Origin of the sequence: Streptomyces spororaveus (assembly GCF_016755875.1) — a bacterium.
In the GTDB taxonomy this organism is placed as follows: Bacteria; Actinomycetota; Actinomycetes; order Streptomycetales; family Streptomycetaceae; genus Streptomyces; species Streptomyces spororaveus.
Map to the genome: position 1 here is coordinate 4541503 of NZ_BNED01000005.1, position 26090 is coordinate 4567592.

General features: G+C 70.7%; 25 protein-coding genes and 2 tRNA genes. 13 read left to right on the top strand and 14 right to left on the bottom strand.

Translation table 11 applies throughout. The features are described from left to right. Nucleotides 1–230: 230 nt before the first annotated feature. The 11 genes from Sspor_RS22785 to Sspor_RS22835 all read right to left on the bottom strand — a co-directional run bounded on the left by Sspor_RS22785 (nt 231) and on the right by Sspor_RS22835 (nt 8713). Nucleotides 231–1616, bottom strand: coding sequence for a DNA primase family protein (locus Sspor_RS22785; RefSeq protein ID WP_237403980.1), 1386 nt, complete (start codon nt 1614–1616; stop codon nt 231–233). After that, entirely contained in the window at nt 1613–1930 is a 318-nt protein-coding gene (locus Sspor_RS22790; RefSeq protein WP_237403981.1) for a hypothetical protein, read from the bottom strand. Before Sspor_RS22790 ends, Sspor_RS22785 begins: the two co-directional genes overlap by 4 nt. After that, nucleotides 1927–2826 (bottom strand): bifunctional DNA primase/polymerase, encoded by a 900-nt coding sequence (locus Sspor_RS22795; protein ID WP_202200795.1) that lies wholly within the window; start codon nt 2824–2826, stop codon nt 1927–1929. The genes Sspor_RS22790 and Sspor_RS22795 overlap by 4 nt, the downstream gene beginning before the upstream one ends. Next, nucleotides 2823–3506 carry a class I SAM-dependent methyltransferase gene (locus tag Sspor_RS22800; protein WP_202200796.1) on the bottom strand — a complete coding sequence of 228 codons (684 nt, stop codon included), beginning with the start codon at nt 3504–3506 and terminating at the stop codon, nt 2823–2825. Before Sspor_RS22800 ends, Sspor_RS22795 begins: the two co-directional genes overlap by 4 nt. A 295-nt stretch (nt 3507–3801) precedes the next feature. Next, nucleotides 3802–5925 carry an FtsK/SpoIIIE domain-containing protein gene (locus Sspor_RS22805; RefSeq protein ID WP_202200797.1) on the bottom strand — a complete coding sequence of 708 codons (2124 nt, stop codon included), beginning with the start codon at nt 5923–5925 and terminating at the stop codon, nt 3802–3804. A 93-nt stretch (nt 5926–6018) separates the two neighbouring features. Beyond that, nucleotides 6019–6249 carry a DUF6257 family protein gene (locus Sspor_RS22810; RefSeq protein ID WP_202204144.1) on the bottom strand — a complete coding sequence of 77 codons (231 nt, stop codon included), beginning with the start codon at nt 6247–6249 and terminating at the stop codon, nt 6019–6021. A 278-nt stretch (nt 6250–6527) separates the two neighbouring features. After that, nucleotides 6528–6902, bottom strand: coding sequence for a DUF6251 family protein (locus Sspor_RS22815; protein ID WP_373318808.1), 375 nt, complete (start codon nt 6900–6902; stop codon nt 6528–6530). A 2-nt stretch (nt 6903–6904) separates the two neighbouring features. Continuing rightward, nucleotides 6905–7288 (bottom strand): RRQRL motif-containing zinc-binding protein, encoded by a 384-nt coding sequence (locus Sspor_RS22820; protein ID WP_202200799.1) that lies wholly within the window; start codon nt 7286–7288, stop codon nt 6905–6907. Further along, nucleotides 7285–8124 carry a DUF2637 domain-containing protein gene (locus Sspor_RS22825; protein ID WP_202200800.1) on the bottom strand — a complete coding sequence of 280 codons (840 nt, stop codon included), beginning with the start codon at nt 8122–8124 and terminating at the stop codon, nt 7285–7287. The genes Sspor_RS22820 and Sspor_RS22825 overlap by 4 nt, the downstream gene beginning before the upstream one ends. Continuing rightward, nucleotides 8121–8447, bottom strand: coding sequence for a DUF6303 family protein (locus Sspor_RS22830; RefSeq protein ID WP_202200801.1), 327 nt, complete (start codon nt 8445–8447; stop codon nt 8121–8123). Before Sspor_RS22830 ends, Sspor_RS22825 begins: the two co-directional genes overlap by 4 nt. After that, entirely contained in the window at nt 8444–8713 is a 270-nt protein-coding gene (locus Sspor_RS22835; RefSeq protein ID WP_202200802.1) for a DUF6284 family protein, read from the bottom strand. Before Sspor_RS22835 ends, Sspor_RS22830 begins: the two co-directional genes overlap by 4 nt. 493 nt (nt 8714–9206) lie before the next feature. Here Sspor_RS22835 and Sspor_RS22840 point away from each other — a divergent pair, with 493 nt between their 5' ends. The 11 genes from Sspor_RS22840 to Sspor_RS22890 all read left to right on the top strand — a co-directional run bounded on the left by Sspor_RS22840 (nt 9207) and on the right by Sspor_RS22890 (nt 20789). Continuing rightward, on the top strand, nt 9207–10052 hold the full coding sequence (locus tag Sspor_RS22840; RefSeq protein WP_191870315.1) for a sigma-70 region 4 domain-containing protein: 846 nt from the start codon (nt 9207–9209) through the stop codon (nt 10050–10052). A gap of 1 nt (nt 10053) precedes the next feature. Beyond that, nucleotides 10054–10872 (top strand): protein phosphatase 2C domain-containing protein, encoded by an 819-nt coding sequence (locus Sspor_RS22845; RefSeq protein ID WP_202200803.1) that lies wholly within the window; start codon nt 10054–10056, stop codon nt 10870–10872. 1181 nt (nt 10873–12053) lie between these two features. Then, the gene (locus Sspor_RS22850) at nt 12054–12512 is read left to right on the top strand and encodes a DUF6344 domain-containing protein (RefSeq protein ID WP_202200804.1); all 459 of its coding nucleotides are present in this window, start codon (nt 12054–12056) and stop codon (nt 12510–12512) included. Nucleotides 12513–13076: 564 nt separating this feature from the next. Continuing rightward, the gene (locus Sspor_RS22855) at nt 13077–13388 is read left to right on the top strand and encodes a hypothetical protein (RefSeq protein ID WP_202200805.1); all 312 of its coding nucleotides are present in this window, start codon (nt 13077–13079) and stop codon (nt 13386–13388) included. 185 nt (nt 13389–13573) lie between these two features. Beyond that, the gene (locus Sspor_RS22860) at nt 13574–14725 is read left to right on the top strand and encodes an acyl-CoA dehydrogenase family protein (protein ID WP_202203803.1); all 1152 of its coding nucleotides are present in this window, start codon (nt 13574–13576) and stop codon (nt 14723–14725) included. Next, a complete protein-coding gene (locus Sspor_RS22865; RefSeq protein WP_202200806.1) occupies nt 14722–15708 on the top strand; it encodes a bifunctional MaoC family dehydratase N-terminal/OB-fold nucleic acid binding domain-containing protein in 987 nt (328 codons plus the stop codon). Before Sspor_RS22860 ends, Sspor_RS22865 begins: the two co-directional genes overlap by 4 nt. Beyond that, the gene (locus Sspor_RS22870; RefSeq protein WP_202200807.1) at nt 15708–16766 is read left to right on the top strand and encodes an acyl-CoA dehydrogenase family protein; all 1059 of its coding nucleotides are present in this window, start codon (nt 15708–15710) and stop codon (nt 16764–16766) included. Before Sspor_RS22865 ends, Sspor_RS22870 begins: the two co-directional genes overlap by 1 nt. Continuing rightward, on the top strand, nt 16763–17146 hold the full coding sequence (locus Sspor_RS22875; protein WP_202200808.1) for a MaoC family dehydratase: 384 nt from the start codon (nt 16763–16765) through the stop codon (nt 17144–17146). The genes Sspor_RS22870 and Sspor_RS22875 overlap by 4 nt, the downstream gene beginning before the upstream one ends. Continuing rightward, nucleotides 17143–18309 (top strand): lipid-transfer protein, encoded by a 1167-nt coding sequence (locus tag Sspor_RS22880; RefSeq protein ID WP_202200809.1) that lies wholly within the window; start codon nt 17143–17145, stop codon nt 18307–18309. The genes Sspor_RS22875 and Sspor_RS22880 overlap by 4 nt, the downstream gene beginning before the upstream one ends. Before the next feature lie 134 nt (nt 18310–18443). Then, nucleotides 18444–18977, top strand: coding sequence for a SigE family RNA polymerase sigma factor (locus Sspor_RS22885; RefSeq protein ID WP_202200810.1), 534 nt, complete (start codon nt 18444–18446; stop codon nt 18975–18977). A 162-nt stretch (nt 18978–19139) separates the two neighbouring features. Then, nucleotides 19140–20789, top strand: a complete 1650-nt coding sequence (locus Sspor_RS22890) for a long-chain fatty acid--CoA ligase (RefSeq protein WP_202200811.1) — start codon at nt 19140–19142, stop codon at nt 20787–20789. A gap of 49 nt (nt 20790–20838) precedes the next feature. On the opposite strand, the gene Sspor_RS22895 is transcribed toward Sspor_RS22890, so the two are convergent. From Sspor_RS22895 to Sspor_RS22905, 3 genes are all read right to left on the bottom strand, one after another. After that, nucleotides 20839–21414 carry an antibiotic biosynthesis monooxygenase gene (locus Sspor_RS22895; RefSeq protein ID WP_202200812.1) on the bottom strand — a complete coding sequence of 192 codons (576 nt, stop codon included), beginning with the start codon at nt 21412–21414 and terminating at the stop codon, nt 20839–20841. Nucleotides 21415–21427: 13 nt separating this feature from the next. Next, nucleotides 21428–24787 carry a response regulator gene (locus Sspor_RS22900; protein WP_202200813.1) on the bottom strand — a complete coding sequence of 1120 codons (3360 nt, stop codon included), beginning with the start codon at nt 24785–24787 and terminating at the stop codon, nt 21428–21430. A 119-nt stretch (nt 24788–24906) separates the two neighbouring features. Then, nucleotides 24907–25332 (bottom strand): SSI family serine proteinase inhibitor, encoded by a 426-nt coding sequence (locus Sspor_RS22905; protein ID WP_202200814.1) that lies wholly within the window; start codon nt 25330–25332, stop codon nt 24907–24909. A 187-nt stretch (nt 25333–25519) separates the two neighbouring features. Here Sspor_RS22905 and Sspor_RS22910 point away from each other — a divergent pair. Both Sspor_RS22910 and Sspor_RS22915 read left to right on the top strand, forming a co-directional pair. Beyond that, nucleotides 25520–25610 (top strand) — tRNA-Ser (locus Sspor_RS22910). A gap of 218 nt (nt 25611–25828) precedes the next feature. Next, a tRNA-Arg gene (locus tag Sspor_RS22915) sits at nt 25829–25901 on the top strand. Nucleotides 25902–26090: the final 189 nt, after the last annotated feature.

Genomic DNA, 26090 nt, shown 5'->3' on the forward strand with positions numbered 1-26090 from the left:
CTCCTCGCTGTCTGACGTCTTGAAGAAGTTGCTTTCACAATGTCGTGGGTCGCGGACCATCGCGGACCACCCGGTCTGACCTGCGGGTTTCCGGGGATGGTGCGCGGACCATCGCGGACCGCCCGTGAAGGGTGCGGTCCGCGATGGGCGCGTTTCGGGGGCCGGTGAACGTGCAGGTCAGAGGGTGTGGTCCGCGTTGGTCCGCGACCCGGCGGAATGTAGGCCGAGTGCTATGCCGGGGAGGGGCGCAGGGTGATTCCGGTGTAGGTGCGGACGCGGATGCCGCCGTCGCGGGGTCGGGTGGTGGTGAGTTGGGGGACGACGGATTGGAGGTTGCGGCCGAAGATCTGTTTGGTGCCGGCGCGTACGCCGTTGTCTTCGGCCCACTCGCGCCAGACGTTCCACAGGGCGTCCACCTGTACTTCGCAGGCGGGGCCGGTGGTGCAGCGTTCGCGGACGAACGCGCTGGTGGGTGACGCGGTGTCCTGCATGATCATGACTGCGTCCTGTGAGGACTCCGGCTGGGTGATGCGGCCGGTGCGTTCCAGGCGGGCCAGGCCTTCGAGGGCCCAGTTGAGGATGCCGGGCATTTCGGCGGCGAGCTTTGCGTCCAGGCCGGTGTCCTCGCGGCCGAGCCAGGACACGGTCAGGTTCAGCACGATGAATCGGCGGGCGATGACTCCGGAGGAGTCCCCGAAGGAGGGCAGTTCGTTGGTGAGGACCATCAGCCGGGTGGGGAGCTTGCCCGTCCAGGCCTCGCGGAATTTGCGGTCGATGTCGATGGTGTCCTCGCCGGAGATGGTCAGCAGCCGCTCCACCACGCCGCTGTCGTTCCCGGACAGGCGCGCGTCGGCGATGACGGCGAGCGGCTTGCCGATCAGGGAGGCGAGTCCGAAGTTCGTGCCCAGGGCCGAGAGGGGCGGTCCGGCGATGTTCTCCTCGCCGACCAGTTCCTTCATGACCCGGGCGATGGTGCCCTTCCCGGAACGGGTCGGACCCTTCAGGAGCAGGATCTTCTGCTGGTCGGTCCGCCCGGACAGGACGTAGCCGAACCACTCCTGCAAGGCTGCGATCGAGGCGGGGTCGTCGGGCCACAGCTCGTGCAGGAAGCTGTCCCAGTTCGGGGCGACGGCTTGCCGGTCGTACTCGAAGGGGACAGAGACGATGTTGAAGAACCCGGGGGTGTGGGGCAGTAGCGCCCGGTCCCGGATCCGCAGGAGCCCGTTCTGACACGCGACGATCGGACTGCGGTCAGCTGCGGCCTTCTCCCGGTCGATCCAGGAGGGAGCGTCCACCTCTGTGGGCAGGAGGGTGACGGCGAACAGGGCGTCCAGGAGGTTGCCGAGCTTGGTACGGGTCGGAGCCCAGTCCCGGACCTCGGGCAGACCGTCCTTGTCGAGCCCGGCCACGTAGGTGGCGTGCTCCAACTGCTCGTACAGCCGCTTGCGCATCAGCAGGTCCTCGAACTCACGCCAGCAGGTACCCGTCCAGTGCATCCACGACCCCCGCCACCGCCTGCACAGCAGACGGCCCTGCCCGTCCTGCCAGCCGGGCAGAATCCGCCGGGCGACGGCCATCGGGTTGGACGGAGCAGGCAGCTCCTCGGCGAGGCTCATGCGGCCTTCCTCCCTTCCTCGGTGGGGGTGATGTGCGGGCAGTCGGTGCGGTGCTGCTCGTGGTCGGCGATCAGAGCGAGCGCCCGCCGCTGTCCGGCGGCGAACAGGTCCCGTCCGCACGCGCACCAGGACCGGACGGACGGGGTCACGCCGCGCCCAGGGGCGTTGATGTGGAGCCAGGCGACGGGGCGGCGTCCGTCGTCCCAGCGCGGGTCAGAGCGAAGGGCAGAAGGGACGCCTTCGGCGACGACCTTCGGCGCGCTACCGCCGTCGATGGTGGGGGTCGGTTCGGCGGAGCGGGGGCCGGTGGTCACGATGCCCTCACCGCCACAGCGGCAAGGCCGCGCGTGACCGCCCGCTCGGCGTACGCCTCAGGCACTCCGACATCGACGGCCGCGTCGATGACCTGGCGTCCGAGCATCTCCAGACCGCACGGCCCCGGGCATGCGGTGTGCTGGTTGGCGAGGAACCGGGCGACCCCGTAGGCGGCACTGCCGGCACCCTCGTTAAGGCAGGCGGCGACCTTGGCGAGACCACGATCAAGGGCGGTCTGGACGAAGGCGCTGGTGTGGCGGCAGCCAGTGGCCACCGACCGGTCCCACCGGGCGCGGGCCGGAGACGAAGAGTCCACCCCCACGCGAAGGGGCCGGGTGGCCTCTTCCTTCACGACCAGCGCGCGGACAACGTCCGGCAGAACGGTGATGGGGCCAGCGCCCGGGCCCCGCCACACGGCGTAGGACATCAGGGACTTGATGTCGACGCCGGGCCGGACGTGGTTGGCGGACTGCATGGCGCCCCGGTAGATCCAGTGCTCCCCCCGCGTCGTCGGCACGGTCTTCGTTGTGGGAAGCGTCTGGCGGGCCCACGTGATGGCGTCGGCGTTGTCGAGGTCGACGACCGTGAAGCCCGCGCCACCGGGGTGGTAGGCGACGGCACCGGCCTGCTGCCAGGCCCGAGCCCACGCCAAGGAGGTGAGGACGGCCGGGTCCGTGGTGGCGGCGGCCCAGCCGTGGCAGGGGGCCGGGCACTGGCAGGGCCCGGCGGCCTTCATGTTCGGGCGGTCGCCGCACTGGCAGGGCCCGGCGGCTTTGTTGCTGGTGCAGGCGGGGCAGTTCCCGATGGGTAGCTTGCCCGCCCGCAGGGGCAGGACAGGCAGCCCCAGTTCGGCGAGCCAGAGCGCGGTCTGCAGGTGCCCGGTCGCGGCGCTCATGCGGCCACCGCCATGGTGTTCAGGTGGGCGAGCACCTGGTGGCCGATCCAGTGGGTGTATGCCGGGGGGATGCATTCGCGGATGCCGTCGCGGTTCATCCAGGGGACGTCCATGTCGGCGCGGACGTAAGGGACGTTGGAGAAGTTGCCGACGGCGTGGTACCAGTCGCCCTCCCGCAGCGGGCGGCCCATCTTGGTGAGGGGCGCGGTGTGGGGCTGGTGGGCGGGCGGGGTGAGGGTGAAGCCTCCGCCGGTCTCGAAGAGGCGGTGGCGGTAGGTCCGCATCCCGAACACGGCCGCGCACATCACCACCGGGTTTCGCAGTTCCGGGGCGGCCTCTACGACGTTCTCGATGACCCACGGTCGGCCGGTGGCCTCCAGGGCCTGCCGGACGGGGGCGATCAGGTTGGGGTGTTCGCGGCCCTGGATCTTCTGGGTGCGGGAGTAGCGCTGGCAGGGCGGGGAGGCATGGATGAAGTCGAAGCCGGCGCCGAACTTGCGGATGAAGGCGATGGCGTCGCCCTGGTGGAAGCCGAGCGGGTAGCGGGTCTGTGCGGTGAGGTCGACGCCGATGACGTCGAATCCGGCGCGGTGGTAGCCCATGCCGGCGCCGCCCTGGCAGCAGAACGCGTCCAGTAAGCGCGGCTGGTGCTCTCGCCGGATGTCGGTGGTGTGGGTCATGCTGGGTCTCTCCAGTTCTTGTGTGTGCTGGATGAGAGCGGCCCCGTTTCATTGGCGTGAGGGGGCCGCTCTCGACATGTCGGATGGGTGATGCGGAGCCTCTGCCGCGGGTGAGTCAGGGAGGCGTGGGCACCCCCTGCTGGGGTGCGTGTGGAGGGGGTTTCGGGGGTCTGACCTGCGGAGCCTCCCTGCCTCCCTGGTGGATCATTTGTGCAGGTCAGGCCCAGGGAGGTGGGTCAGGGAGCCGGTCAGGGAGTTCTCCCTGCCTCCCTGGCCGATGCGGGGGCGGCTCCCTCTACTTGGTGGCGGAAGCGGAACCGTCCTCGGGGCGGTTGGTGAGGGCGCGGGTGATGCGGTCGCGGCCGATGACCATGCGGCCGTCGGACTTGTAGGGCTCGGCGCCGGTGCCGTCGAGGACGCGCTTGAGGTCGATGAACGACCACCGCCCGTACGCCTTGCCGTTCAGCGCGGCGAGCCGCTTGAGCACCTCCTGTGTGAGGACGCGGGCCTCGGTGCCGAGGACGGTGAGGATGTCCGCGAGGGGGTCGGATTCGTCCGCCGCTGCGACGGTGTGCGCGGTGGTGATGCCATCGCGGAGGGCCTTGGCTCGGTCGGCGACTTCGGCTGCCTGTTCGTCGTCGATGTAGTGCGTCCGTACCGTGATGGAGGTCTGGCCGGCGGGGATGGTGATGCCGCCGGAGGCGACGACGACGGTTCCCTTGTCGAGGTCCTGGCGCAGCAGGTGGGGTGCGGCGCCGCCGTCGACGGCCTTGTCGCCCAGGGCCATGCGGGCCTGGGACTCGGTGCCCAGGACCAGGGAGATACGCGTGTGGGCGCCTTCACGGACGAGCTTGGGAAGGTTCTGATCGGTCGGGTCCTGCGTCCCCTCCCACAGCAGCACGTCCACGGCCCGACCCTGGTTGTGGATCTTCCGGACGGCCATGAAGTACCGGCTGGTGGCCTTGGAGCCGCCGTAGGGACGCTTGTCGGCGCCGACGGCCGGACACATGAACGCGACCTGCGCCTCGTCCACGATGCCGATCAGCGGTGTGAACACGGTCCCGGGCGGCATCTGGATGCGGCGTTCCATCTCCGCGACCAGCTCTTCGACCATCTCGGTCGCCTGGATGACGTGCTCGTCGGTCGGGCCCTGGATCAGGGTCGTGGCGAGTCCGTCGAACATGCCCCAGTCGCCCACGCCCTTGAGGTCGGCGATCCGGAACTCCACCGTCTTGTCGAGGGCGAGCCACAGGGCGAGGGCGCGCAGGGCGGCGGTCTTGCCCTGGTTCGAGAGTCCGGTGGCGAGGATGTGGCGCTGGTACAGACTCAGGGTGGCAGCGTCGCCGCGCAGGTCCTGGCCCCACGGCGCCTTGCCCGTCTTGTAGTTCGCGGCCGCCTTGGGGTCCGTGACCAGCGGGGAAGGGCCGATCGGCTCGTCGAGCGCGCCGGAATCGGCGATCCACAGCCGGACGGTGCGGGCGGCGGCAGGGAGGGTGATGAACACTTCGTGCTCGTGCCGTCCCAGGTTCTCCGCGAGCTTGCGGCGACGCCCCTGCACCTCCTTGGTCGAGACCCCCGAGGGAAGGGTGGCGTCAACCTCTACGCCGCATCCGGCGATCCGGATCGGGCCGAGCATCGCGGCGCCGGCGTCGCCCATCTCCTTGATGGCCTTCCGCATCGGCGCGATACCCAGGTCACGCAGGGCGGTGACCACGATCGACGGGGTGATCGGCGCGCCCGCGTCGTCACGCTGCTGCGCGGGCAGCGCCCACTGGGGTGCGGTCTGCCGCTGCCGGCCGACTCCCCACAGGGCCAGTAACCCGAGCCACGGGCTGATCGTGACGGCCGGTCCCCACACGACGGTGGCGACGTGGACGGCCGCTGCGATCGCCTCGATCACAGCGGTGATCGGGGCGAGGATCCAGGTGGCGTCCTTGTTGGCTATGGCCAGCACGATCCCGAGCAGCAGCAGGCCACCGATGGTGAGGCCCGCCCCGTACGCGGCACTCTTGACCGCGTCCTGGGGGGCTTTCAGCAGGTCCATGCGGCGGTGGTGGCGGGCGGAGCGGAAGCGGGTGAGGCGGTCCTCCCACTCCTTGGCTTCCTCGAAGTTCCCCGCGGCCTCGGCGGCGCGGATCATCCGCTCGTAGCGGGAGCCGGTCCGCCCGTCCCACGCACGCTTGGCCGTGATCCGGGTACCGCCGAGCACGTACATGCCGTGCCGGGCCACCAGCCGAGCTGCCGTACGGGCCGGCTCGCTGGTGACGGCCGCACGCAGGCTGCGTGCCGTGCGCTTCCACCGTCGTACGGGCCGGACCGAATCCGGGGCGGCTACAGCCGGGGTCTCGGGGGTGTCGCCGGGGAGTGTGTAGGTGCCGGTTGTGGGGTCTTTGAAGAGGGGGACGACGTTGTCGGTCATGCTGAGAACTCCTGCTCTCGCTGACAAGCGGGTGGGTAGGGCCCGGGGCGGCCGGCGTTCTTTGGCGAGAGGGACGGCCGCCCCGGGGCACAGCTACTTCCTGGTGTTCTTGGCGCGGGCTTTGCGGGCGGCCTTCTCGGCCGCCGCCGCGTCTGCGGCCTGCTGGGCCTCGCGTTCGCGGGCGCCGTCGATGATCCGCTCGACCTTGCGTTCCAAATCGCCCTGGTAGACGTTCTCTCCGGCGACGCCACGCTTGGCCATCCGGCCGATGTACCAGCCGATCTGCGCGGTCTCCCGCGCCGTGAACTTCGGGTCCTTCGCCATCACGGGACTCCCTCCGGGACCGGTCTGTCCGGTCCCCCGCCCGCCCCGGAGATACCGGGGCGGACAGGCGACCGTCAGGCGGCCCGCAGTTCGTGCGTGTGGCAAAGGACGGGCCCGATCAGCGGGCTGATCCGGTGCACTGTCCACCGGCCGACTGTCCGGGGACCGGGTGGTACCTCGTCCAGGATCCGGCCGGTCTTGCCGACGGCTCGGGGATCGTCCTCACAGGAAGCGATCAGGACTCTGTCTCCTGCCTTGAAGGCCATGGCGCTCTCCTGTCAGCGACGGCGGCGGGCCTTGCGGACGTTCTTCACGGCCGCCGCACCGGCATCACTGCCGACAGACCTCACGACCGTGTGCACTCCCCAGCCCAGGACCAGGGCGAGGACGGCCAGGAACGCGAGGTTCGCGGCCATGGCGGTAAGGGCAGCGACGAGGAGCGGGCCGAAGTACACCCCGGCGGCGACCGCTCCGGCGCCGACTCCGGAGCCGAGCGCGATGCGCTGGACGGTCTTGTCCGGGGCGGCCTGGTGGATGTGCTGGTGGACGACCTGCGGCCCGGCGTACGTGGCGGGCAGCTGGTCGGCGTAGACGTGGGTTCCGTCCGGGAGCTGTACGACGGTCGGTCGGGCGGGTTCGGGCAGGTGGTTCACGGTCATCTCCCGTCAGGAGGCTCGGGGTACGCGCAGGGGACACACATGCCGAGGGAGACCGGGATGACGTATCCGGCATCGCGACGGCATTCGGGGCAGGTGCGGCGGGTGGCGTTGGCCTTGGCCAGCGCGGCCGTCTTGGCCGGGGTCATCGGCCGGACCGGCAGCGCGCGGTCCACGCGGTACAGGAACGCGGTCAGCGGGTCGCGCCGTCGGCGGGGCCGAAGGACTTGACCGGCGATGTCCTGCCCGCCGGGCCGCAGGCCCAGGGCACGGAGCTGCCGGCGGGTGGCCAGCCCGTCCGGGGCGAGCCGCCAGGGGAAGGTGGGCAGGCCGTGGACTCTTCCCAAAGGGTCGAAGCAGTCGGCCCACTTGATCCGGCTCATCCGGCGGCCGCCGCAGCGGTGTCCCGCTCGCGCTCCGCCTTCAACGCCTCCCGCACGACCCGCGCCTTCGCCGGGGAGGTGCGCAGGGCCTTGCGGATCCCTTCACCGGTCAGCTTCTCGACCGGCCACGACTCCGTCAGCGTCCGCGCCTCCGCCAGCAGGTCGACGTCCGTGCGAACGACTCGGGTCGATCGAGCCGCGACGGGCACTCGACCGGTCGCCCTACGAGGACGCGTCGACTCAGCCGCCACCGCGAGCTGCGGACGGGCCGCGATCGGCTCGACTACCGGGAGAGTGGAAGAGGCCACCTCCTCCGCCGGGGCGGGCTCCTCGACCACCGGTCCGCCCTGCTCAGACGTAGACCGATTTGCATCAGTCTGTGTCGATACCTGCGGATCGGGCTCGATCGGCGGGCGGTGGTGAAGGACTTTGGCGACGAGGTCGGAGCCGAAATAGATCGACCCGACCGGAAGCGACGTCGCCAGCAGCACGAGGACCCAGTTCGTCCAGTCACCCTCGGCCAGTCGGCTCCAGCCGATCGACTCCGAGTGCAGGTCCGGCACCAGCCCGTGTACGTAGTTCAGGACCAGCGATGCGAGCGTGTAAGAGGCCAGCACCCGCAGCGCGAACTTCCGTGCGTCACCCGTCAGCACGAGGGCGGCTACGAGGGCCAGGGCCATCAGGCCGTCGACGACGAAGGGATAGAGCCACGCGGCCGTGGTGTCCGCGCCGATGGCTCGGGCCACGTCCCGCAGCGCGTTCCAGGACACCCGGAACGCCATGCCGACCACGGCCACCAGGGCCAGCACCAACAGGATCCGTCCGGTGCGGTTCATGCCCCACCGCCTTCCAGCGGCCGGACCTTGGCCGAGCAGAGCATGAGCACACGCGCCGGGTGCGGGTGGTAGTCCGGCCCGGCATGCTCCGTCCACTCCCACTCGACACCCTCGGCCAGAGTGAACCCGAGGTCCGCCAGGGCCCGAGCCCGCTCCTCCAGGGTCGGAATCTCAGCGGTGGGCGGCCAGGTGAAGGTCGGCCACTCACTGACCAGACCCGACATAGCCACGTACAGCTGCCAGCGCGACCCGCCCGCCGTCGCCGCGCTGGTGGTGCCACAGCAGCGCAGGGACATCTGCGCTCCGAAGATCTGCTTGCTCATGCCGCGCCACCGGAAGACGGGAGGTAGGCGGCCCGGTTCTCCAGCGCGGTCCGGGCGGCGAGTACGCGCCGGCAGGCCCGGCGCAGCCGCTGCTCGTCCACCTCGGTGGGCGTGCGGTCCAGCGTCATGATCTGCGCGTCGAGCAGGTCGCGTTCCGCCAGGATCAGCGGCAACTCGACCTCGATCGCTTCCAGCTCCGCGTCCGACGGCTCCAGGCCGTCGGACCACGGGGTAACACGGTCCTGAAGTGCAGCGATGAACGTCACGGGTCTTGCTCCTTCTGTGGAGGAACGGGACCCAACAGCAGCCCCGGGTCTAGCCACCCGGGGCTGCACTGCGTTGGGGTGAAGCGGAAACATCCGGCTCCCCTCGGCCCCGCCCGTACAGCGCAAGAGCGCCGGACAGGCAGGGGAGGCAACCGGCCGCAGCACGGAACGTCTGCGGAGGGCTGATCACGTACAAATGCACGTCTCGTTTCGGGAGCGCGCTCCCGTTAGTAGGCAGAGACTCGCCATCCGGCTGACAAGGGTTGCCGGTGCCCTTCCCCCCGCCCTGCGGGGTTCCTGATCACACGTGCACCTGAGCGCCATGTAGGGCGGTTCAGGCAGAAGTGCAGGTCAAGCGCCTGATAGGCCCCCACGCAATTCCTTGCTTAGGGGGTCTATGCGTCGACCTGGTAGCCAAGGTAGGCAGTCTGGGCGTGGCCGTCAAGCCCCCCTCGCGGTATGGTTGCTAGACCCCCTAAGCGCGGAGGTTTTGATGCACGAAGAGATGCAGCGGGTTGCGCAGGTCAAGGTGCCTGTGGAGCGCGCGAAGGCTGCGATTGACCTCCTGGCTGACTACCAGGGGCGAGTGATTGAGCTTTCGCGTATCCGGCGAGAAGCGATCGAGGAGGCGGCAGCCTCGGGCATGTCGCAGTCGGAGATCGCGGCGCTCTTGGGGGTGAGCCGCGGCCGTGTGGGCCAGTTGGCCTCTCAGGGCCCCCCGCCGGAGCGCGCCTTCTTCGGTACGGACCTCATGACCATCTCGCTAGGTGGCAAGTACGAAGCCGGGAAATCACCTGAGGAAAACCCGGGCGAAGTAGTCGCGCGAGAAGACCTGGGGAACTTTGATCGACTGCGCAAGCTTCTGGCCACGCTCAAGCTTGATGCGCACTACGAGGTGATCCCGCCCAGCGGCATGGTCAACCTGAACCGGGACAACCACGTCGTGGTCTGCGGTCCCCGGCTCTCGCCGATCATCGCGCAGGTGCTTGAGGGCGACGACTACCTGCGTTTCGAGAAGGACAGCGCATGGCATCTCGTAGACCTCAAGACTGAAGAGCGGTTCCGGTCTCCCATGGACGAGGACGGATCGGCGGCGGATTACGGGTACCTGGCACGACTCCCGAGGCTTGATGGACGAGGGACATTCCTCTACGCCGCCGGCATCCATGCCATCGGGGCGAACGGAGTCGTTCACTACCTGGAGAACAACCTTCCCGAGCTGTACAGGGAGGTTCGCACCCGACGCTTCTCCACTCTGATCTCTTGCCGCTACGACCCCAAGACTCTGGAAGTCCTGGAGAGCAAGAGGGTTACGCCGCTCTACCGACACGAGGGATGACATGCACGTCAGCGTTGCGACCCAGGCCGGCGGTACATCCCCTAACGAGGACTGGGTGGCGGGTACCCCGACATTCGCAGTGGTCCTTGACGGGCTCAGCACAGCAGGCTTGGAAACCGGGTGTGTGCACGGCGTGCCGTGGTACGTCGCCCAACTCGGTGGCCACGTCGTCGCCGCTCTCGCGGACCCTGGCGTCCCACTGCCGGACGCGTTGGCAACGGCTCTGGAGCGGGTGGCGAACCTTCACCAGACCTGCGACCTGAAGAACCCGGGCACGCCGTCGGCGACCGTAGCCATTCTCCGGGAACGGTCAGACCGCATTGATCACCTAGTCCTTGCCGACTCGCCGATCGTGCTTGAGGGGGCAGGCGGGTTCACAACGCTGACCGATCTTCGGGTGGACGAGGTCTGCCAAGACCTGCGGGCCGAATCGGAGCGCCACGCGACGGGTTCCCCTGAACACCGCGCCAGTGTGGCGCGGCTCGTGGCGGCTCAACGCCAGATCCGGAACACGCCCGAGGGCTACTGGGTGGCCGCTTCGGCGCCGGAGGCAGCGTTTCACGCGCTGACGGGTGCTGTGGACCAGAGCGAGGTTCGTTCGGCCGCCGTAGTTTCGGACGGCGTCTCACGGCTCGTCACCGAGTATCAGATGGCTTCTTGGGAGGACGTGTTCGCCCAACTGCGCAGGGAAGGCCCCGCAGCGCTGATCGCCACGGTGCGCAAGGTTGAGGCGACTGACCCCCACGGGCAACGGTGGCCCCGGTACAAGGCTGGCGACGATGCCGCCGTGGCCTTTTGTCAGCGCGACACCGGCGAGTGATCAAGCTCTGTGGCCAACCTGCGGCCAGAACTGTTCTGCAAGGCACCAGCTGAGCCACTGGAGTGCTGGTCAGGGCCGTTTCCCTGCCTAAAAGATCGCGGCCTTGAAAACCGTCGTGGCGCGAGTCACCGTGGGTTCAAATCCCACACCCACCGCCACAGCTGGGCCAAGGCTCAGGTCAGAGGGGTGCTTCCGAGTCAGGAGGCACCCCTCTTGTATTCGAACTGTCTCACCGCTTCTCACCCGTGAGTCGTTCTTGATCAGGCTTTGTCCCCCAGGCGTCCCCCGTGCGCTGACAGCATGGTTCTCCTGCGCAGGCGGGAGGCAGCGGATTCGCCGGCCTGCCACCCGGGCACGTCAGGGTCCCGACGACGGACGGTGGGAAACGACTCGTGGCTGCTCCAACGCTTCCTGTCTGTGAGGCATCAGGGCCCGACGATGCGGGGTCGTACATGTGGTCTGAGCAGCTCTTGTGGCTCCTGGAGGGCCAGCGGAAGTACGACCATCGACGGGCCCGGGCTGTAGAGGAGCATCGGGCAAGGGCGCAGGAGTGGATGCGACAAGCGGAGGCCGCGGGCGATCCAGAGGAGCACAGGCGCTGCAAAGAGCTGGTGGCCGCCGAGCTGCGGTCGGCGCACGATCCGCTACCCGGGCAACGAGCAGCGCTTCAGGTCAAGGAACAGGCTCTCCTCAGGGGCTGGGGACAGCCGGCGGTGCTCGTACGCGGAAGCGCACCCGACCGGCGGGACGTCTTCCACAGTGACGTCGACTGCGGACTGATCGGCGGTGAAGGCAGACGTCCGGGCGAGGCCCGTTGGATTCTGGCCATGGATGCGGAGGAGGCGGGATACCGGCCCTGCTCCAGGTGCGGGTCCAGCAGGTAGAGGTACGCGGTCCCAGCTTCTCCGTCACCCGCTCGGCGATGCAGGGGAGGCGATTCCCGGCTTGCCGGTCCGGCGGGGGCGTGCCGGGGAAAATCCGCAGGTCAGAACGGGTTTCGGGTGCAGGTTTCCGACGGCTCCCGGCAGGGCGGCCGGAGGTCTCGGCCACGGCCTTGGGCCTTCCGGGTGGTGTTTGTCGGAAGATCGGCGCGGGTCGTGGGGATGGTGCGGTTGCGGCCACATCATGACGAATGTATTCAGATCCGCCCGTCCGAACATCGTGAATCGAGGCACCTCGTCATGGCTCACCGCAGCATCCTCACGTCGATCTGGACCTCCGTCCTCGCCGCCCTGGTGGCCCTCCTCTCCGGCTTCGGTCTCGCGGGGAAGTCGGCCTCGGCCCAGGCCGTCGCCTCCACCCCCGCCGCTGCGGGCACCGCGGCCACCGCCGTACGCCGGCCGGCCTTCGCGGCCAGGCGGACCTGGCGGGCGATGATGCGGGGCGGTTCGCTGCCGCCGACCATCAAGCAGCGGATCCGCGCCGAGGCGCACGGCAAGACCCCTTCCGTACGACGCTCCACCACCGCCGCAGCCATGGGCGCGGGTACGGCCACCGCCTCCCGGACGCTGACCCCGGTCGCAGCGCCTGCCGCGGCCATCGCGGCGCCTGCCACGAAAACCGCAGCCGCAGCCGCAGCCGCAGCCAAAGCCACAGTCGGCGCCGGTGGTGCCCGGGGCGCACTCGCCCTCGCCGCGTAGTCCCGTAGCCCGGTGGTCTCGTGGCCACGGCAGTAGCGCAGAGCAGTAGCGGAAGCAGCAGCAAGAGGATCAGCAGGAACCAGAGCGTCAGCAGGTTCGGCAACAGGCGCTGGAGCCCGGTCGGTCATGGCCGTGGATCGCGCTAGGTGGTGCCCCCGGAGCGGGGCACGGATGGATCACCCCGGCTCACGCCGGGGCGCGCAGGGGCACGCAGGGGGCGTGAAGCTTGGTATTGCAGGGCCGCAGGCCCGGGAGACGGTGGGGTTCCCGGACGCGCGGCCCCTTTCGGCATGTCCGGGACACGGCAGTCTGGCGGAACGGTTCGCCTCTTGTGCGGCGCCGGATGCAGCCGCTTCCGGGGCGCTGACCTCGGGCTTCAAGCATGGGAATGGGGTTTATCCGATGTTGGTCATACTTGCGGGGGAATCGGGGACTCCGGGGTGGTTCGCCGGGGATTCGGTGGGCAACTCTGGTCTCGCGACGTCGTCACCACACGAAACGACCGAGGCGGTCGGCCAACTGCCCTGGAACAATTCCCACTTCGGTTTCCTGGAGGATCAAGACATGGCAAGCATCCGTACCGCCCGCGTCATCGCCGCCGTCGCCGCTCTCCCCCTCGTCGCTGCCCTCTTCGGCGGGGTGGCGTCGGCCGACAACGGCTCCTTCGCGAACGACGGATCGAATGCGAGCGTCGCCAGCATCGTCGGCAGCGGCGTGGGCGGTAACAACAACGGCAATTCGTCCACGTCTCAGCAGGTGGCCACCGGTTCCGGCGCCTCCAACCAGAACAACACCGCTCAGGTGAACGGCTCGGCCTTGACCGCGATCGACCAGTCCAATTCGGCCGTCGCGGTCCATTTCCTCCCCTGGTGGTAGTCGCGGCCTGAGCCACTCCGATTCTTGAGGGCGTCTGTGCGACCGGACCGGCTGGGGTCCGGTAGCGCAGGCGCCCTCGCGCACGCGGTGCGCCCACCGCTCCCGTCGCCCCGACCTTGACATCGCGGGTGAATCTGACGGACAGTCAGGTTCCCTCGATGATGCGATGCCGGGAGGCCTGCGCCGTGCACCTCGCCCCGACCGAAGGCCAGTTGCGGCTCCGCGCCGAACTGCGCGCGTACTTCAAGGACCTGCTGCCGGACGGCCTTCCCGATGATCCGGCCGGCCAGCGCGAGCTCCTGCGCCGCATAGGCGCCGACGGGCTGCTCGGCCTCGGCTGGCCCGTCGAGTACGGCGGTCAGGACCGCGGCGCCGCCGAGCAGTTCGTCTTCTTCGACGAGGCCTACCGGGCCGGAGCCCCCGTCTCCATGGTCACGCTCAACACCGTCGGCCCCACCCTGATGAAGTACGGGACCGAGGAGCAGAAGGACTACTTCCTCCCCCGGATCCTCGCGGGCGACATCGTCTTCGCCATCGGTTACTCCGAACCCGAGGCCGGCACCGACCTCGCCGCCCTGCGCACGCGGGCGGTCCGCGACGGGTCCGACTGGCTGATCGACGGGCAGAAGATCTTCACTTCCAACGCCCAGAACGCGGACTGGATCTGGCTCGCCTGCCGCACCGACCCCGAGGCCCCCAAGCACAAGGGCATCTCGATCATCCTGGTGCCCACCGACACCCCGGGTTTCTCCTGGACCCCGATCGACACCGTCGGCGGGCTCACCACCACGGCCACGTACTACGACGGCGTCCGCGTGCCCGCCGGCCATCTCGTCGGCCCCGAGCACGGCGGCTGGGGCCTGATCACCAACCAGCTCAACCACGAGCGCGTCGCCCTCGCCGCCATCGGCATGCAGGCCGAGGACTTCTACGCGCACGCGCTCGGCCACGCCCGCACCCCCGACCCGGTCACCGGTGACCGGCCCGCCGACCTCCCCTGGGTGCAGTCCCGGCTCGCCGAGGCGCACGCACGGCTGGCCGCCGTACGCCTCCTCAACTGGCGCCTCGTCCAGGACGTCGGCAGCGGGGCCCTGGCCCCCGGTGACGCCAGCGGGGTGAAGTTCCTCGGGACCGAGTCCACGGTCGAGGTGTACCGGATGTGCCAGGAGGTGGTGGGTGAGGAGGCCCTGATCCGCGGGCCCGCGGCCTTCGCGGGCGGCGAGCTCGAACGGATGAACCGGGCCGCACAGATCAACACGTTCGGCGGCGGGGTCAGCGAGGTCCAGCGGGAGATCGTCGCCATGATGCGGCTCGGCATGAAGGGGAGGAAGCGATGACGGCGGGCGCGGAAGTGGGCGTGGACGAGAACGGGGCCCGGGATGTGGCCGGGGCAGAGGCCGGGGCAGAGGCCGCCGCCGAGGAGGCGGCCCGGTTCCACACGCTGCTGGCGGTCTTCGAGGGCCGGCCGGCCGCCACCGCGGGCCGGGGCAAGGACGCGGTCAACGAGCCGATGATCCGCCACTGGTGCGAGGCGATGGGCGATGCCAACCCCGCCTACACCGGGCCGGACGCCGTCGCGCCGCCCACCATGCTCCAGGCCTGGACCATGGGCGGACTCTCCGGTCACTCGGACCGGTCCTCCGCCTACGACGAGCTCCTCGCGCTCCTCGACGGCGCCGGCTTCACCTCCGTGGTCGCCACCGACTGCGAGCAGGAGTACCACCGCCCGCTGCGCCCCGGCGCCGCGATCACCTTCGACGCCGTCATCGAGACCGTGTCCGCCCGCAAGACGACCAAGCTGGGCACCGGCCACTTCGTGACCACCCGCATGGACGTCCAGGCGGACGGGGAGCTCGCCGGCACCCACCGCTTCCGGATCCTCAAGTACGCCCCCGCGGCCAGGCGGGAGAAGAAGCCCGAAGCCCGGCGTCCCCGCCCGGTGGTCAACCGCGACAACCAGGGATTCTGGGACGGGGTGCGCGATCACAAGCTGCTGATCCAGCGCTGCACCTCCTGCACGGCCCTCCGCTTCCCGTGGCTACCCGGCTGCAACGCCTGCGGGAGCCCCGACTGGGACAGCGTCGAGGCCTCCGGTGCCGGCACGGTCTTCAGCTACGTCGTCATGCACCACCCGCCCTTCCCGGCCTTCGACCCGCCCTACGCGGTCGCCCTCGTCGAGCTCGCCGAAGGGGTCCGGATGATCAGCAACATCACGGGGGTGCCCTACGACAAGGTGCGCATCGGCCTCCCCGTCCAGCTGGAGTTCCTGCGCGTCGACGACGGCCTCGAACTCCCCGTCTTCCGCGGGAGCGAGGGCTGATGGACTTCCACCCCACCGAGGAACAGGCCGCCGCGGCCGGTCTCGCCACCCGGATCCTCTCCGATCTCGCCACCCACGAACGCCTCGCCGAAGCCGGCACCGGCAGTGACGCCGAGCTGTGGAAGGCCCTCACCACGGCCGGACTGGCCGCCGCGGTCGAGGAGATCGGCCTGCTCGGGCTCGTCCTGCTGCTGGAGGAGCAGGGCCGTACCACCGCTCAGGTCCCGTACGCCGCCACCTGCGTGTACGGGATCCTCCCCGTGGCCGCGCACGGCAGTCCCGAGCAGCGCGCCCGCCTGCTGCCCGCCCTCGGCACGGGCGAGGCCGTGGCCACCGGGGCCTTCCCGGAGCGTGGCCGGATCACCGCCGACGGCGGCCGGCTCACCGGGACCGCCCCGGCCGTGCCGTGGCTGCGCGACGCCACGCACGTACTGGTCCCGGACGCGGACCGGGCGCTGTGGCTCGTACGGACCGACGCGCCCGGCGTGCGGACCTCCCCGGTGGAGACCACCGCCCCCTGGTCGGCGGGCCGGCTGACGCTGACCGCGGCCGAGGGGGAACGCCTCGGCGCGGACGGTGCGTACGAGGACGCGCTCGCCGCCGCCCGTACGGCCTTCGCCGGGCTCCAGGCGGGCGTCTGCGCGGGCTCCCTGGCCCGCGCGGTGGAGTACACCTCCACCCGTGAGCAGTTCGGCAGGCCGCTCTCCACCAACCAGGGGGTCATGCTGCGCGCGGCCGACGCGTACATGGACACCGAGGCGATCCGGGTCACCACGTACGAGGCGGCCTGGCGCATCGATCAGGGCCTTCCGGCCCATGAGCACGCGCTGACGGCCGCCTGGTGGGCCTCGGAGGCGGGCAAGCGGGTCGTGCACGCGGGCCAGCACCTGCACGGCGGCCTGGGCGCCGACCTGGACCATCCCGTCCACCGGCACTTCCTGTGGGGACGCCAACTGGACGCCTACCTGGGCTGCGGCAGCGAGCTGCTGGCCGAGCTGGGGGCCTCGATCGCGGCGTCCTCCGCATGCGCTTCGACAGCAGAGGGAGAGCAGGCATGAAGGTCGGCGACACGCTGCCGCCGCTGGAGATACCGGTCACCCGCACGCTGATCGTCGCGGGCGCGATCGCCTCCCGCGACTACCAGGACGTGCACCACGACGCGGCGCTCGCGCAGGAGAAGGGCTCCCCGGACATCTTCATGAACATCCTGACCACGAACGGCCTGGTCGGCCGCTACATCACCGACCACCTCGGGCCGCGCGCCGTCCTGCGCAAGGTGGCCATCCGCCTCGGCGCCCCCAACTATCCGGGCGACACGATGACCCTCACGGGCACCGTCACCGCGGTTTCCGGGACCACCGTCGAGATCCGCGTCGTAGGCGCCAACGGCCTCGGCCACCACGTGTCGGGAACGGTCACCGCGGAGGTCCCGGCATGAGCGTCCGCACCCGCGACGAGCTCGGCGGCCGCGCCGCCATCGCCGGCATCGGAGCGACCGAGTTCTCCAAGAACTCCGGCCGCAGCGAGCTCAAGCTCGCCGTCGAGGCCGTGCACGCCGCCCTCGACGACGCCGGACTCACTCCCGCCGACGTCGACGGCATGGTCACCTTCACCATGGACACCAGTCCCGAGATCACCGTCGCCCAGGCGGCGGGCATCGGGGAGCTGTCCTTCTTCTCCCGTATCCACTACGGCGGCGGCGCGGCCTGCGCCACCGTCCAGCAGGCCGCCCTCGCCGTCGCGACCGGGGTCGCCGAGGTCGTCGTCTGCTACCGCGCCTTCAACGAGCGCTCCGGGCGCCGCTTCGGGTCCGGGGTCCAGCAGCGGGAGCCCTCGGCGGAGGGGGCGGCACTCGGCTGGTCGCTGCCCTGGGGGCTGCTGACCCCCGCCTCCTGGGTGGCCATGACCGCACAGCGCTACCTGCACACCTACAACCTCACCCCCGAGGCATTCGGGCACGTCGCGGTCACCGACCGGCGGCACGCCGCGAACAACCCCGCCGCGTACTTCCACGGCAAATCCATCACCCTCGCCGACCACGCCGCCTCGCGCTGGATCGTGGAGCCGCTGCGGCTGCTGGACTGCTGTCAGGAGACGGACGGCGGCCAGGCCGTCGTCGTCACCACGACCGAGCGGGCACGGGACCTGCGGCACGTGCCCGCCGTGATCACCGCGGCCGCACAGGGCGCCGGGCGCCGCCAGGAGGGCATGACCTCCTTCTACCGCGACGACCTCAACGGGCTGCCGGAGATGGACGTGGTCGCCCGCCAGCTGTGGCGGACCAGCGGGCTGCGGCCCTCGGACATCGACGTCGGCATCCTCTACGACCACTTCACCCCCTTCGTGCTGATGCAGCTGGAGGAGTTCGGCTTCTGTGCGCCGGGCGAGGCCGCGGATTTCGTCGCCGCGGACGCGCTGCCGCTCAACACCCACGGGGGCCAGCTCGGAGAGGCGTACCTCCATGGGATGAACGGCATCGCCGAGGCCGTCCGCCAGCTGCGCGGCACGTCCGTCAACCAGGTCAGGGGGGCGGCGCGCGCACTCGTCACGGCCGGTACCGGGGTGCCGACCTCCGGTCTGATCCTCGGTTCCGACGGCTGAGATCCGGGACCGGAGGCCCCCGCCCCCTCCACCTTCAGGGGGTGGGGGCGGCCCTGTTCCTACAACCTGAGGTGGATCCACCATCGGCACCTGCGGCCGATCCCACGGAGGGCGGGCGCTCCTAGCGTGGAGACATGACCACGCCTGTGTGTACGCTCGCCTCGAATCCGACGCCGTACCCGTCGTTCTCGGCGTACGTCCGGACCCGCGGCTCGGTCCTGATGCGCACCGCGCGCTCCCTCACCGCCAACCCGTGCGATGCGGAGGACCTGCTCCAGACGGCCCTCGCGAAGACGTACGTGGCCTGGGACCGGATCGAGGACCACCGCGCCCTGGACGGCTACGTCCGGCGGACCCTCGTCAACACCCGTACCTCCCAGTGGCGCAAGCGAAAGGTCGACGAGTTCGCGTGCGAGGAGCTCCCGGAGACCGAGGCGGCCCCGGCCTGCGACCCCGCCGAGGCACAGGCACTGCGCGACGCCATGTGGCGCGCCGTGACCCGGCTGCCCGACCGCCAGCGGGCCATGGTCGTCCTGCGCTACTACGAGGACCTGAGCGAGGCGCAGACGGCGGAACTGCTCGGAGTCTCGGTCGGCACGGTCAAGAGCGCGGTCTCCCGCGCTCTGGGCAAGCTCCGTGAGGACCCGGAGCTCATGCCGGTGCGGTGAGACGGAGGGTGTTTCACGTGAAACACGGGGACGACAGGGGATGTTTCACGTGAAACACGCCCTGGTTTCTACTCCCGGGTAGTGACATGCCGACCGGTACGTGCGCAGAATCGGCAGCATCCGTAGCCGCCGCAGCGCCGCAGCGCTCACCGGGAGGACGCTTTGCTCAGCACCATGCAGGACGTACCGCTCCTCGTCACCCGCATACTCCGCCACGGGATGACGATCCACGGGAAGTCCCAGGTCACGACCTGGACCGGGGAGGCCGAGCCGCACCGCCGCAGCTTCGCCGAGATCGGCAACCGCGCCACCCGACTCGCCGGCGCCCTGCGCGACGAGCTCGGAGTGCAGCAGGACGAGCGGGTCGCCACCCTCATGTGGAACAACGCCGAGCACGTCGAGGCGTACTTCGCGATCCCCTCCATGGGCGCGGTCCTGCACACCCTCAACCTGCGGCTCCCCCCTGAGCAGCTGGTCTTCATCGTCAACCACGCGGCCGACCGGGTGGTGCTGGTCAACGGCACCCTGCTGCCGCTGCTCGCGCCGCTGCTGCCGCACCTGCCGACCGTCGAGCACGTGGTGGTCAGCGGCATCGGCGACCGCTCCGTGCTCGAAGGCCTGAACGTGCGCGTGCACGAGTACGAGGAGCTCCTCGCGGGCAGCTCCGACAGCTTCGACTGGCCCGAGCTGGACGAGCGCCAGGCGGCCGCGATGTGCTACACCTCCGGCACCACCGGGGACCCCAAGGGCGTCGTCTACTCCCACCGCTCGGTCTACCTGCACTCCATGCAGGTCAACATGACCGAGTCGATGGGGCTGACCGACAGGGACACCACCCTCGTCGTGGTCCCGCAGTTCCACGTGAATGCCTGGGGGCTGCCGCACGCCACCTTCATGACCGGTATCAACATGTTGATGCCCGACCGGTTCCTGCAGCCCGCCCCGCTCGCCGAGATGATCGAGCGGGAGAAGCCCTCGCACGCTGCGGCCGTCCCCACCATCTGGCAGGGACTGCTGGCGGAGGTCACCGCCAACCCGCGCGACCTGACCTCGATGAAGCAGGTCACCATCGGCGGCGCGGCCTGTCCGCCCTCCCTGATGGAGGCGTACGACAAGCTCGGGGTCCGCGTCTGCCACGCCTGGGGCATGACCGAGACTTCGCCGCTGGGCACGATGGCGCACCCGCCGGCGGGCCTGAGCGCCGAGGAGGAGTGGCCCTACCGGATCACCCAGGGCCGCTTCCCGGCAGGCGTCGAGGCCCGCCTGATCGGTCCCGGCGGCGACCTCCTGCCCTGGGACGGGGAGTCGGCGGGCGAGCTGGAGGTGCGCGGCAACTGGATCGCGAGCTCCTACTACGGCGGTGTCTCCGGCGAACCCATCCGCCCCGAGGACAAGTTCAGCGCCGACGGCTGGCTCAAGACCGGCGATGTCGGTGTGATCAGCGCCGACGGCTTCCTCACCCTCACCGACCGCGCCAAGGACGTCATCAAGTCCGGCGGCGAGTGGATCTCCAGCGTGGACCTGGAGAACGCGCTGATGGCGCACCCCGAGGTCGCCGAGGCCGCGGTCGTCGCCGTCCCCGACGAGAAGTGGGGGGAGCGCCCGCTGGCCACGGTCGTCCTCAGGGAGGGTGCGAGCGTGCCCTACACGGTTCTGCGCGAGTTCCTCGCCCAGACCGTCGCCAAGTGGCAGCTGCCGGAGCGCTGGACGTTCATCGAGGCGGTTCCGAAGACCAGCGTCGGCAAGTTCGACAAGAAGGTGATCCGCAGGCAGTACGCGGACGGCGCGCTGGACGTCACCAAGCTCGACTGACGACGCCGGGCGGTCAGGGGGCGTCCGGCGGATCCGGGTCGGACAGCTCCTAACCCCGGGTGAGCCATGGCCGCAGCAGCCTGCTGACCGCGGGCATGGCCACGTAGGTCATCAGGGTGCTGAACACGACGGCGAAGGCGGCCGTCCGCAGCACGAAATGCAGATCCACGAGGTACGGCCCGAGCACCGCGTTGCCGACCAGCGAGATCGGGAAGATGGCCAGCCCCGAGCTGATCACCATCTTCCACCGCGGCGGCGCGGGCCGGGTCGTACCCGGCTTGGCGAACCAGGTCTCCATGCCCTGCAGTTCCCGGCGGGCTATCTCCGTGTGGTGGTGGCCCAGGCAGTTGGAGAACCACTGCGCCCGCTCCGGGGAGTCCTGCCAGCGCTGGAACGCGGCCTGATTGCGGAAGCGGTGCACCAGGAACCACGGCCCGCCCTCCGCCGCCGGGCGGAAGAGCCCGTACCCGAGGTGGTCCGGGAAGCCCGCGGCCGTCTCCAGGATGCCGTGGGCCCAGGCCTCGAAGGTCTCCTCGTGGCCGGGCTCCACCTGCCGTGCGATGAGCAGATTCACCTCCCCGTTGTCGGCGGGGACGGTGTGCTCGCTCGTGTTGATGATGGCCATCGGCCCAGGATTACTAGTTGGTGCCGATCTTGGCGAGCAGGTCCACGATGCGGCCCTGGACATCCGCCGTGGTGGACCGCTCCGCGAGGAAGAGGACGCTCTCGCCGGAGGCGAGCCGCGGCAGTTCGGACTGGTCGATGCCGGTCGTCGTGTAGACGACGAGTGGGGTGCGGTTCAGCTGCCCGTTCGCGCGCAGCCAGTCCACGATCCCGGCCCGCCGACGGCGCACCTGCATGAGGTCCATGACCACCAGATTGGGACGCATCCGCGTCGCCAGTTCCACGGCGTCGGTGTCGGCGCCCGCCCGAGCGACCTGCATGCCGCGCCGCTCCAGTGCGGCTGTCAGCGCGGTCGCGATCTCGTCGTGCTCCTCGATCAGCAGCACCCGGGAAGGGTGCTGCTCGCTGTCGCGCGGCGCCAGCGCCTTCAGCAGCACGGCCGGATCGGCTCCGTACGCCGCCTCGCGCGTGGCGTGCCCCAGCCCGGCCGTGACCAGTACGGGGACCTCCGCGGCCACCGCGGCCTGGCGCAGGGACTGCAGGGCCGTGCGGGTGATCGGCCCGGTCAGCGGGTCGACGAACAGCGCGGCGGGGAACGCGGCGATCTGCGCGTCCACCTCCTCGCGGGAGTGCACGATCACCGGCCGGTAGCCGCGGTCGCTCAGCGCCTGCGTCGTCTGCACGTCGGGCGCGGGCCACACGAGGAGCCGGCGCGGATTGTCCAGGGGCTCCGGAGGCAGTTCGTCGTCAACGGGCGGCGGCGCGGGCCGGTTGACCACCTCGACGGCGCCGCCCGGGCCGTCCAGCGGCTCGGGGCCCTCGTCGGAGCCGGCCTCGGGCGCCTCTATGGCGAAGGCCCGGCCCTGCGGGGCGGGCTCGGCGAGCCGGCGACGGCGGCCGGAGCCGGAAGCCGCACCGGAACCGGAGGTGGCACCGGAGCCGGAGGCCGGGCCGGAGCCACCCGGGTCGACGGAGATGCCCTGGCCGAGGGTGCCGAGCGCGCGCACACTGATCGGCTGCGCGGCGGCCTGGCCCTCCGCCGGGATGTCCTGGGGCCGACGCGCACCGGGGACCGCCGCCTGTCCGGAGGCCTCGCCCTCCTCGGGAGCGGTACGGGCCGCCGGAACCGGCCACGCCGGGGCGCCGCCGGCCAGCGCACGGCGCCGCCCGGTCGGGTTCGCGGCGGACTCGTCGGGCTGCGCGGCCGCAGTGGCGGCAGTGGCCGGAGCCTCGGGTTCGGCGGCGGGGGCGCCCAGCACCCGGCGGCCACGCCGCCCGGCCGGAGCGTCGGAGTCGGAGTCGGCCGCGGCGGGAGCCGGTGTCGGGCCGGCGGGCAGCGCGAAGCCGCCCTCGGGAGCGATGGGCCGCGCGGGAGCGGGAGCCGGGCCGAGCCCGGTCGCGGGGACGGGGCCGCCGGGCTGCGCCGGACCGGCCTGACCCAGCGCCCGGCGCCGCCCGGCGGGATGCTCCGTCACCGGAACCGGGGGCACCGCGGGTACGGGCGGGAGCGCGGGCATGGCGGTGCCCCGCGGGGGCACGGGCCGCCCGGGGCCGTCGTGCCCGCCGGTGCCTTCGGCCTCACCGCTGACGTCACCGGCCCGGCCGCGCCTGCGCCCGGTGCCGAGTCCCGCCGGGTTCACCGGAGACTGCGCGAGCTCGGGGCCCGCGTCGGGGGCGTCGCCGGCCTCACCCGCCCGCCGCCGACCGGAAGGCAGCGCCAGCGCGCCGCCACCCTGCGCGGCCTGTGCGGCCTGCGCCGCTTCGGGGCCGGTGTTCTCGTCGTCCAGGAAGGCGTCCACCCCGCGCCGGCCCCGCCGGCCGCCGGATACCTTGCCGGGAGCCGCGCCCGCGGCCGTCCCAGCGCCCTGCGTGGCGGGATCCGCGGGGGGCTCCTCCGCCGGCTCCGGCAGGGTCACCGTCCCCGCTCCCGAGCCGAGCGGGAGTTCCAGTACGTACGCCCCGCCGGGGGCACCCGGTACCTCGACCGTCTGCAGCACGCCGCCGTGCGCGGCCACGATCCCGCGCACGATCGGCTCGTGGACCGGGTTCCCGCCCTCGTACGGCCCGCGTACCTCGATCCGTACGACATCGCCGCGCTGCGCGGCGGCCACCACGATCGTCGAGTCGCTGTAGCCGCTGCCCTGGCGGGTCTTGCCGGTCGCGTCCACCCCGGCCACGTCCGCGACCAGGTGGGCGAGCGCGGTAGAGATCCGGTCCGCGTCGACCTCGGCCTCGATGGTCGGTGCGTGCACGGCGAACTGCGCGCGGCCTGGGCCGATCAGCTCGACGGCCCCGTCGACGCCCGCCGTGACGACGGTGTTGATCAGGACCTTCTTCTTCGCCAGCCGGTCCCTGCCGGCGTCCAGACGCTGGTAGCCGAGGACGTTGTCCACCAGCGTGGTCATCCGTGAGTACCCGGCGGCCAGGTGGTGCAGCAGCTGGTTGGCCTCGGGCCACAGCTGTCCGGCGTCGTCGGCGGCCAGCGTCGCCAGCTCAGCGCGCAGCTCGTCCAGCGGCCCCCGCAGGGACTCGCCGAGGACCGCCATCAGCTGCGCGTGCCGCGCGGCGAGGGCGTCGTAGGGCCGCCGGTCGGTGAAGGTCATGACGGCGCCGACGAGCTGCTCGCCGTCCCGCACGGGCGAGGTGGTGAGGTCGACGGCGACCGGCTGTCCCGCCTTGTTCCACAGCACCTGCCCGCGGACGCGGTGCTTGCGTCCGCTGCGGAGGGTGTCGGCGAGGGGGGACTCCTCGAAGGGGAAGGGGGAGCCGTCGGCGCGGGAGTGCTGGACGAGGCCGTGCAGTTCGCGGTTGCCAAGGTCGGTGGCGCGATAGCCGAGGATCTGGGCCGCGGCCGGGTTGACCAGCACCACCCGTCCGTCGGTGTCGGTGCCCACGACGCCCTCGGCGGCGGCACGCAGGATCATCTCGGTCTGCCGCTGCGAGCGGGCCAGCTCGGCCTCGGTGTCCACGGTCTGCGAGAGGTCGCGGACCACGAGCATCAGCAGTTCGTCACCCGTGTACGAGGGTTGCGGCTCGCGGTAGGCGTCGCGTCCGTCGAGATGGGCGCTGGTGAGCTCGACGGGGAACTCGGAGCCGTCGGTACGGCGCGCGATCATCCTCTTGGGCTTGGCGCGGCCGCCGTCGTCCTCGCCGGGCCGGCGCATGGAGCCGGGGATCAGCTTGGAGTCGAACTCGGGCAGGAGGTCGAGCACGCCCCGGCCCACGAGCCCGGTGCCGGGGCTCTCCATGATTTCGAGCGCGATCGAATTCGCGTTGACGACCGTGCCGTTGGCGTTGACGAGCAACAGCGCGTCCGGAAGGGCATCGAGTATTGCTGCGAGGCGAGCAGCGCCTCGGGATGGCCTGCTGCTCACGACGAGCTTCCTCCCTGACCACAACTACCGGCAAGTCACGGGAGGAGTCTAAGGCCACAGGCCCGCGATGGGGTGGCCGATGTGTGGCGTATACCGCCCATCCCGCGCATCCTCCCAGGTCAGGCACGCCCACTCGGAAGCAGAGGTTCCAACTCGTCCCAGCGGCGGATTTCGCATCCGTCGGTCCGCCGGAACGTGGCGTCCACCTTGTGGCCGTTCCATGTTCCGGTGATCCGGGCGGTGGCGGGGCCCCCGTGCTGCATGGTGCAGATCTGCCGCTTGGAGACGGGGGCGAAGGGGTCCTTCCCCTCCCTGGCGAACTGGTCCAGCCGGGCACAGGCGCCCTCCGCCTCCGGGTGGTCGCCGCCGACGGGGCCGCATTCGAGCCGGTACTCCCGGTCCAGCCGGCGGTTGCCGGTGTCGGCCATGGTGATGGTGAGGCGGTCGGGCGGCGCCAGCAGCCGGCCCAGCGGGAGCGGAGGCAGCGGTCCGGCCACCGAGGCGGCCAGGGCGGAGGTGACGGCGAAGGCGGCGAGACGCAGCATGGGGCACTCCAGGTCGTCCGTACGTCGTACGTCTGCCCAACGACGCGGGCGCGCCGACGTTGCGTGTCGCGGCCTGCTTTAAGGCTTTGCCCTCCGCCCGTCCCGCCTAGTACCGTGGGAGCGGATTGGTGAGGGGCCCTGCGCCTGTGTCATCATCTGCACGCACCTTCGTACGCGAGGGTGTGCTGGAGGCGTCGCCTAGTCCGGTCTATGGCGCCGCACTGCTAATGCGGTTTGGGTCTTACCACCCATCGAGGGTTCAAATCCCTCCGCCTCCGCACCTCATCGAAGCCCCGGTCCTGACGGACCGGGGCTTCGATGCTTTCCGGGACGATCCGGCCCGCTCCGCCCTCCGCGCGAACCCATCCGGACGATCTCCATCCGGCTCATTTCCGCAGGTCAGCAGGGGTTTGGGTAATGGATTTCGCGTCCCGGCGAGGTCCATGTATTGTTGTTCTCGCAAGGCCAACGGGGCGCAAAACCCCGGGAAGCCCAAGCACTCGTAGCTTAACGGATAGAGCATCTGACTACGGATCAGAAGGTTGCAGGTTCGAATCCTGCCGAGTGCACAGCAAGACAGAGGCCCCCAGGAGAAATCCTGGGGGCCTCTGTCGTATGTCCTGACGGTTCTCCGTCTCCTCCTTGATGGGGAGGGGGTCCCCCGGAGGATGTCAGGGGTCGGATGGCTCTGGCGGGGGACGCGGGCGAGGGGTCTGCCTGGGTACGGTTTCTGAAGATCGTTCGAAGCCGGAAAACGG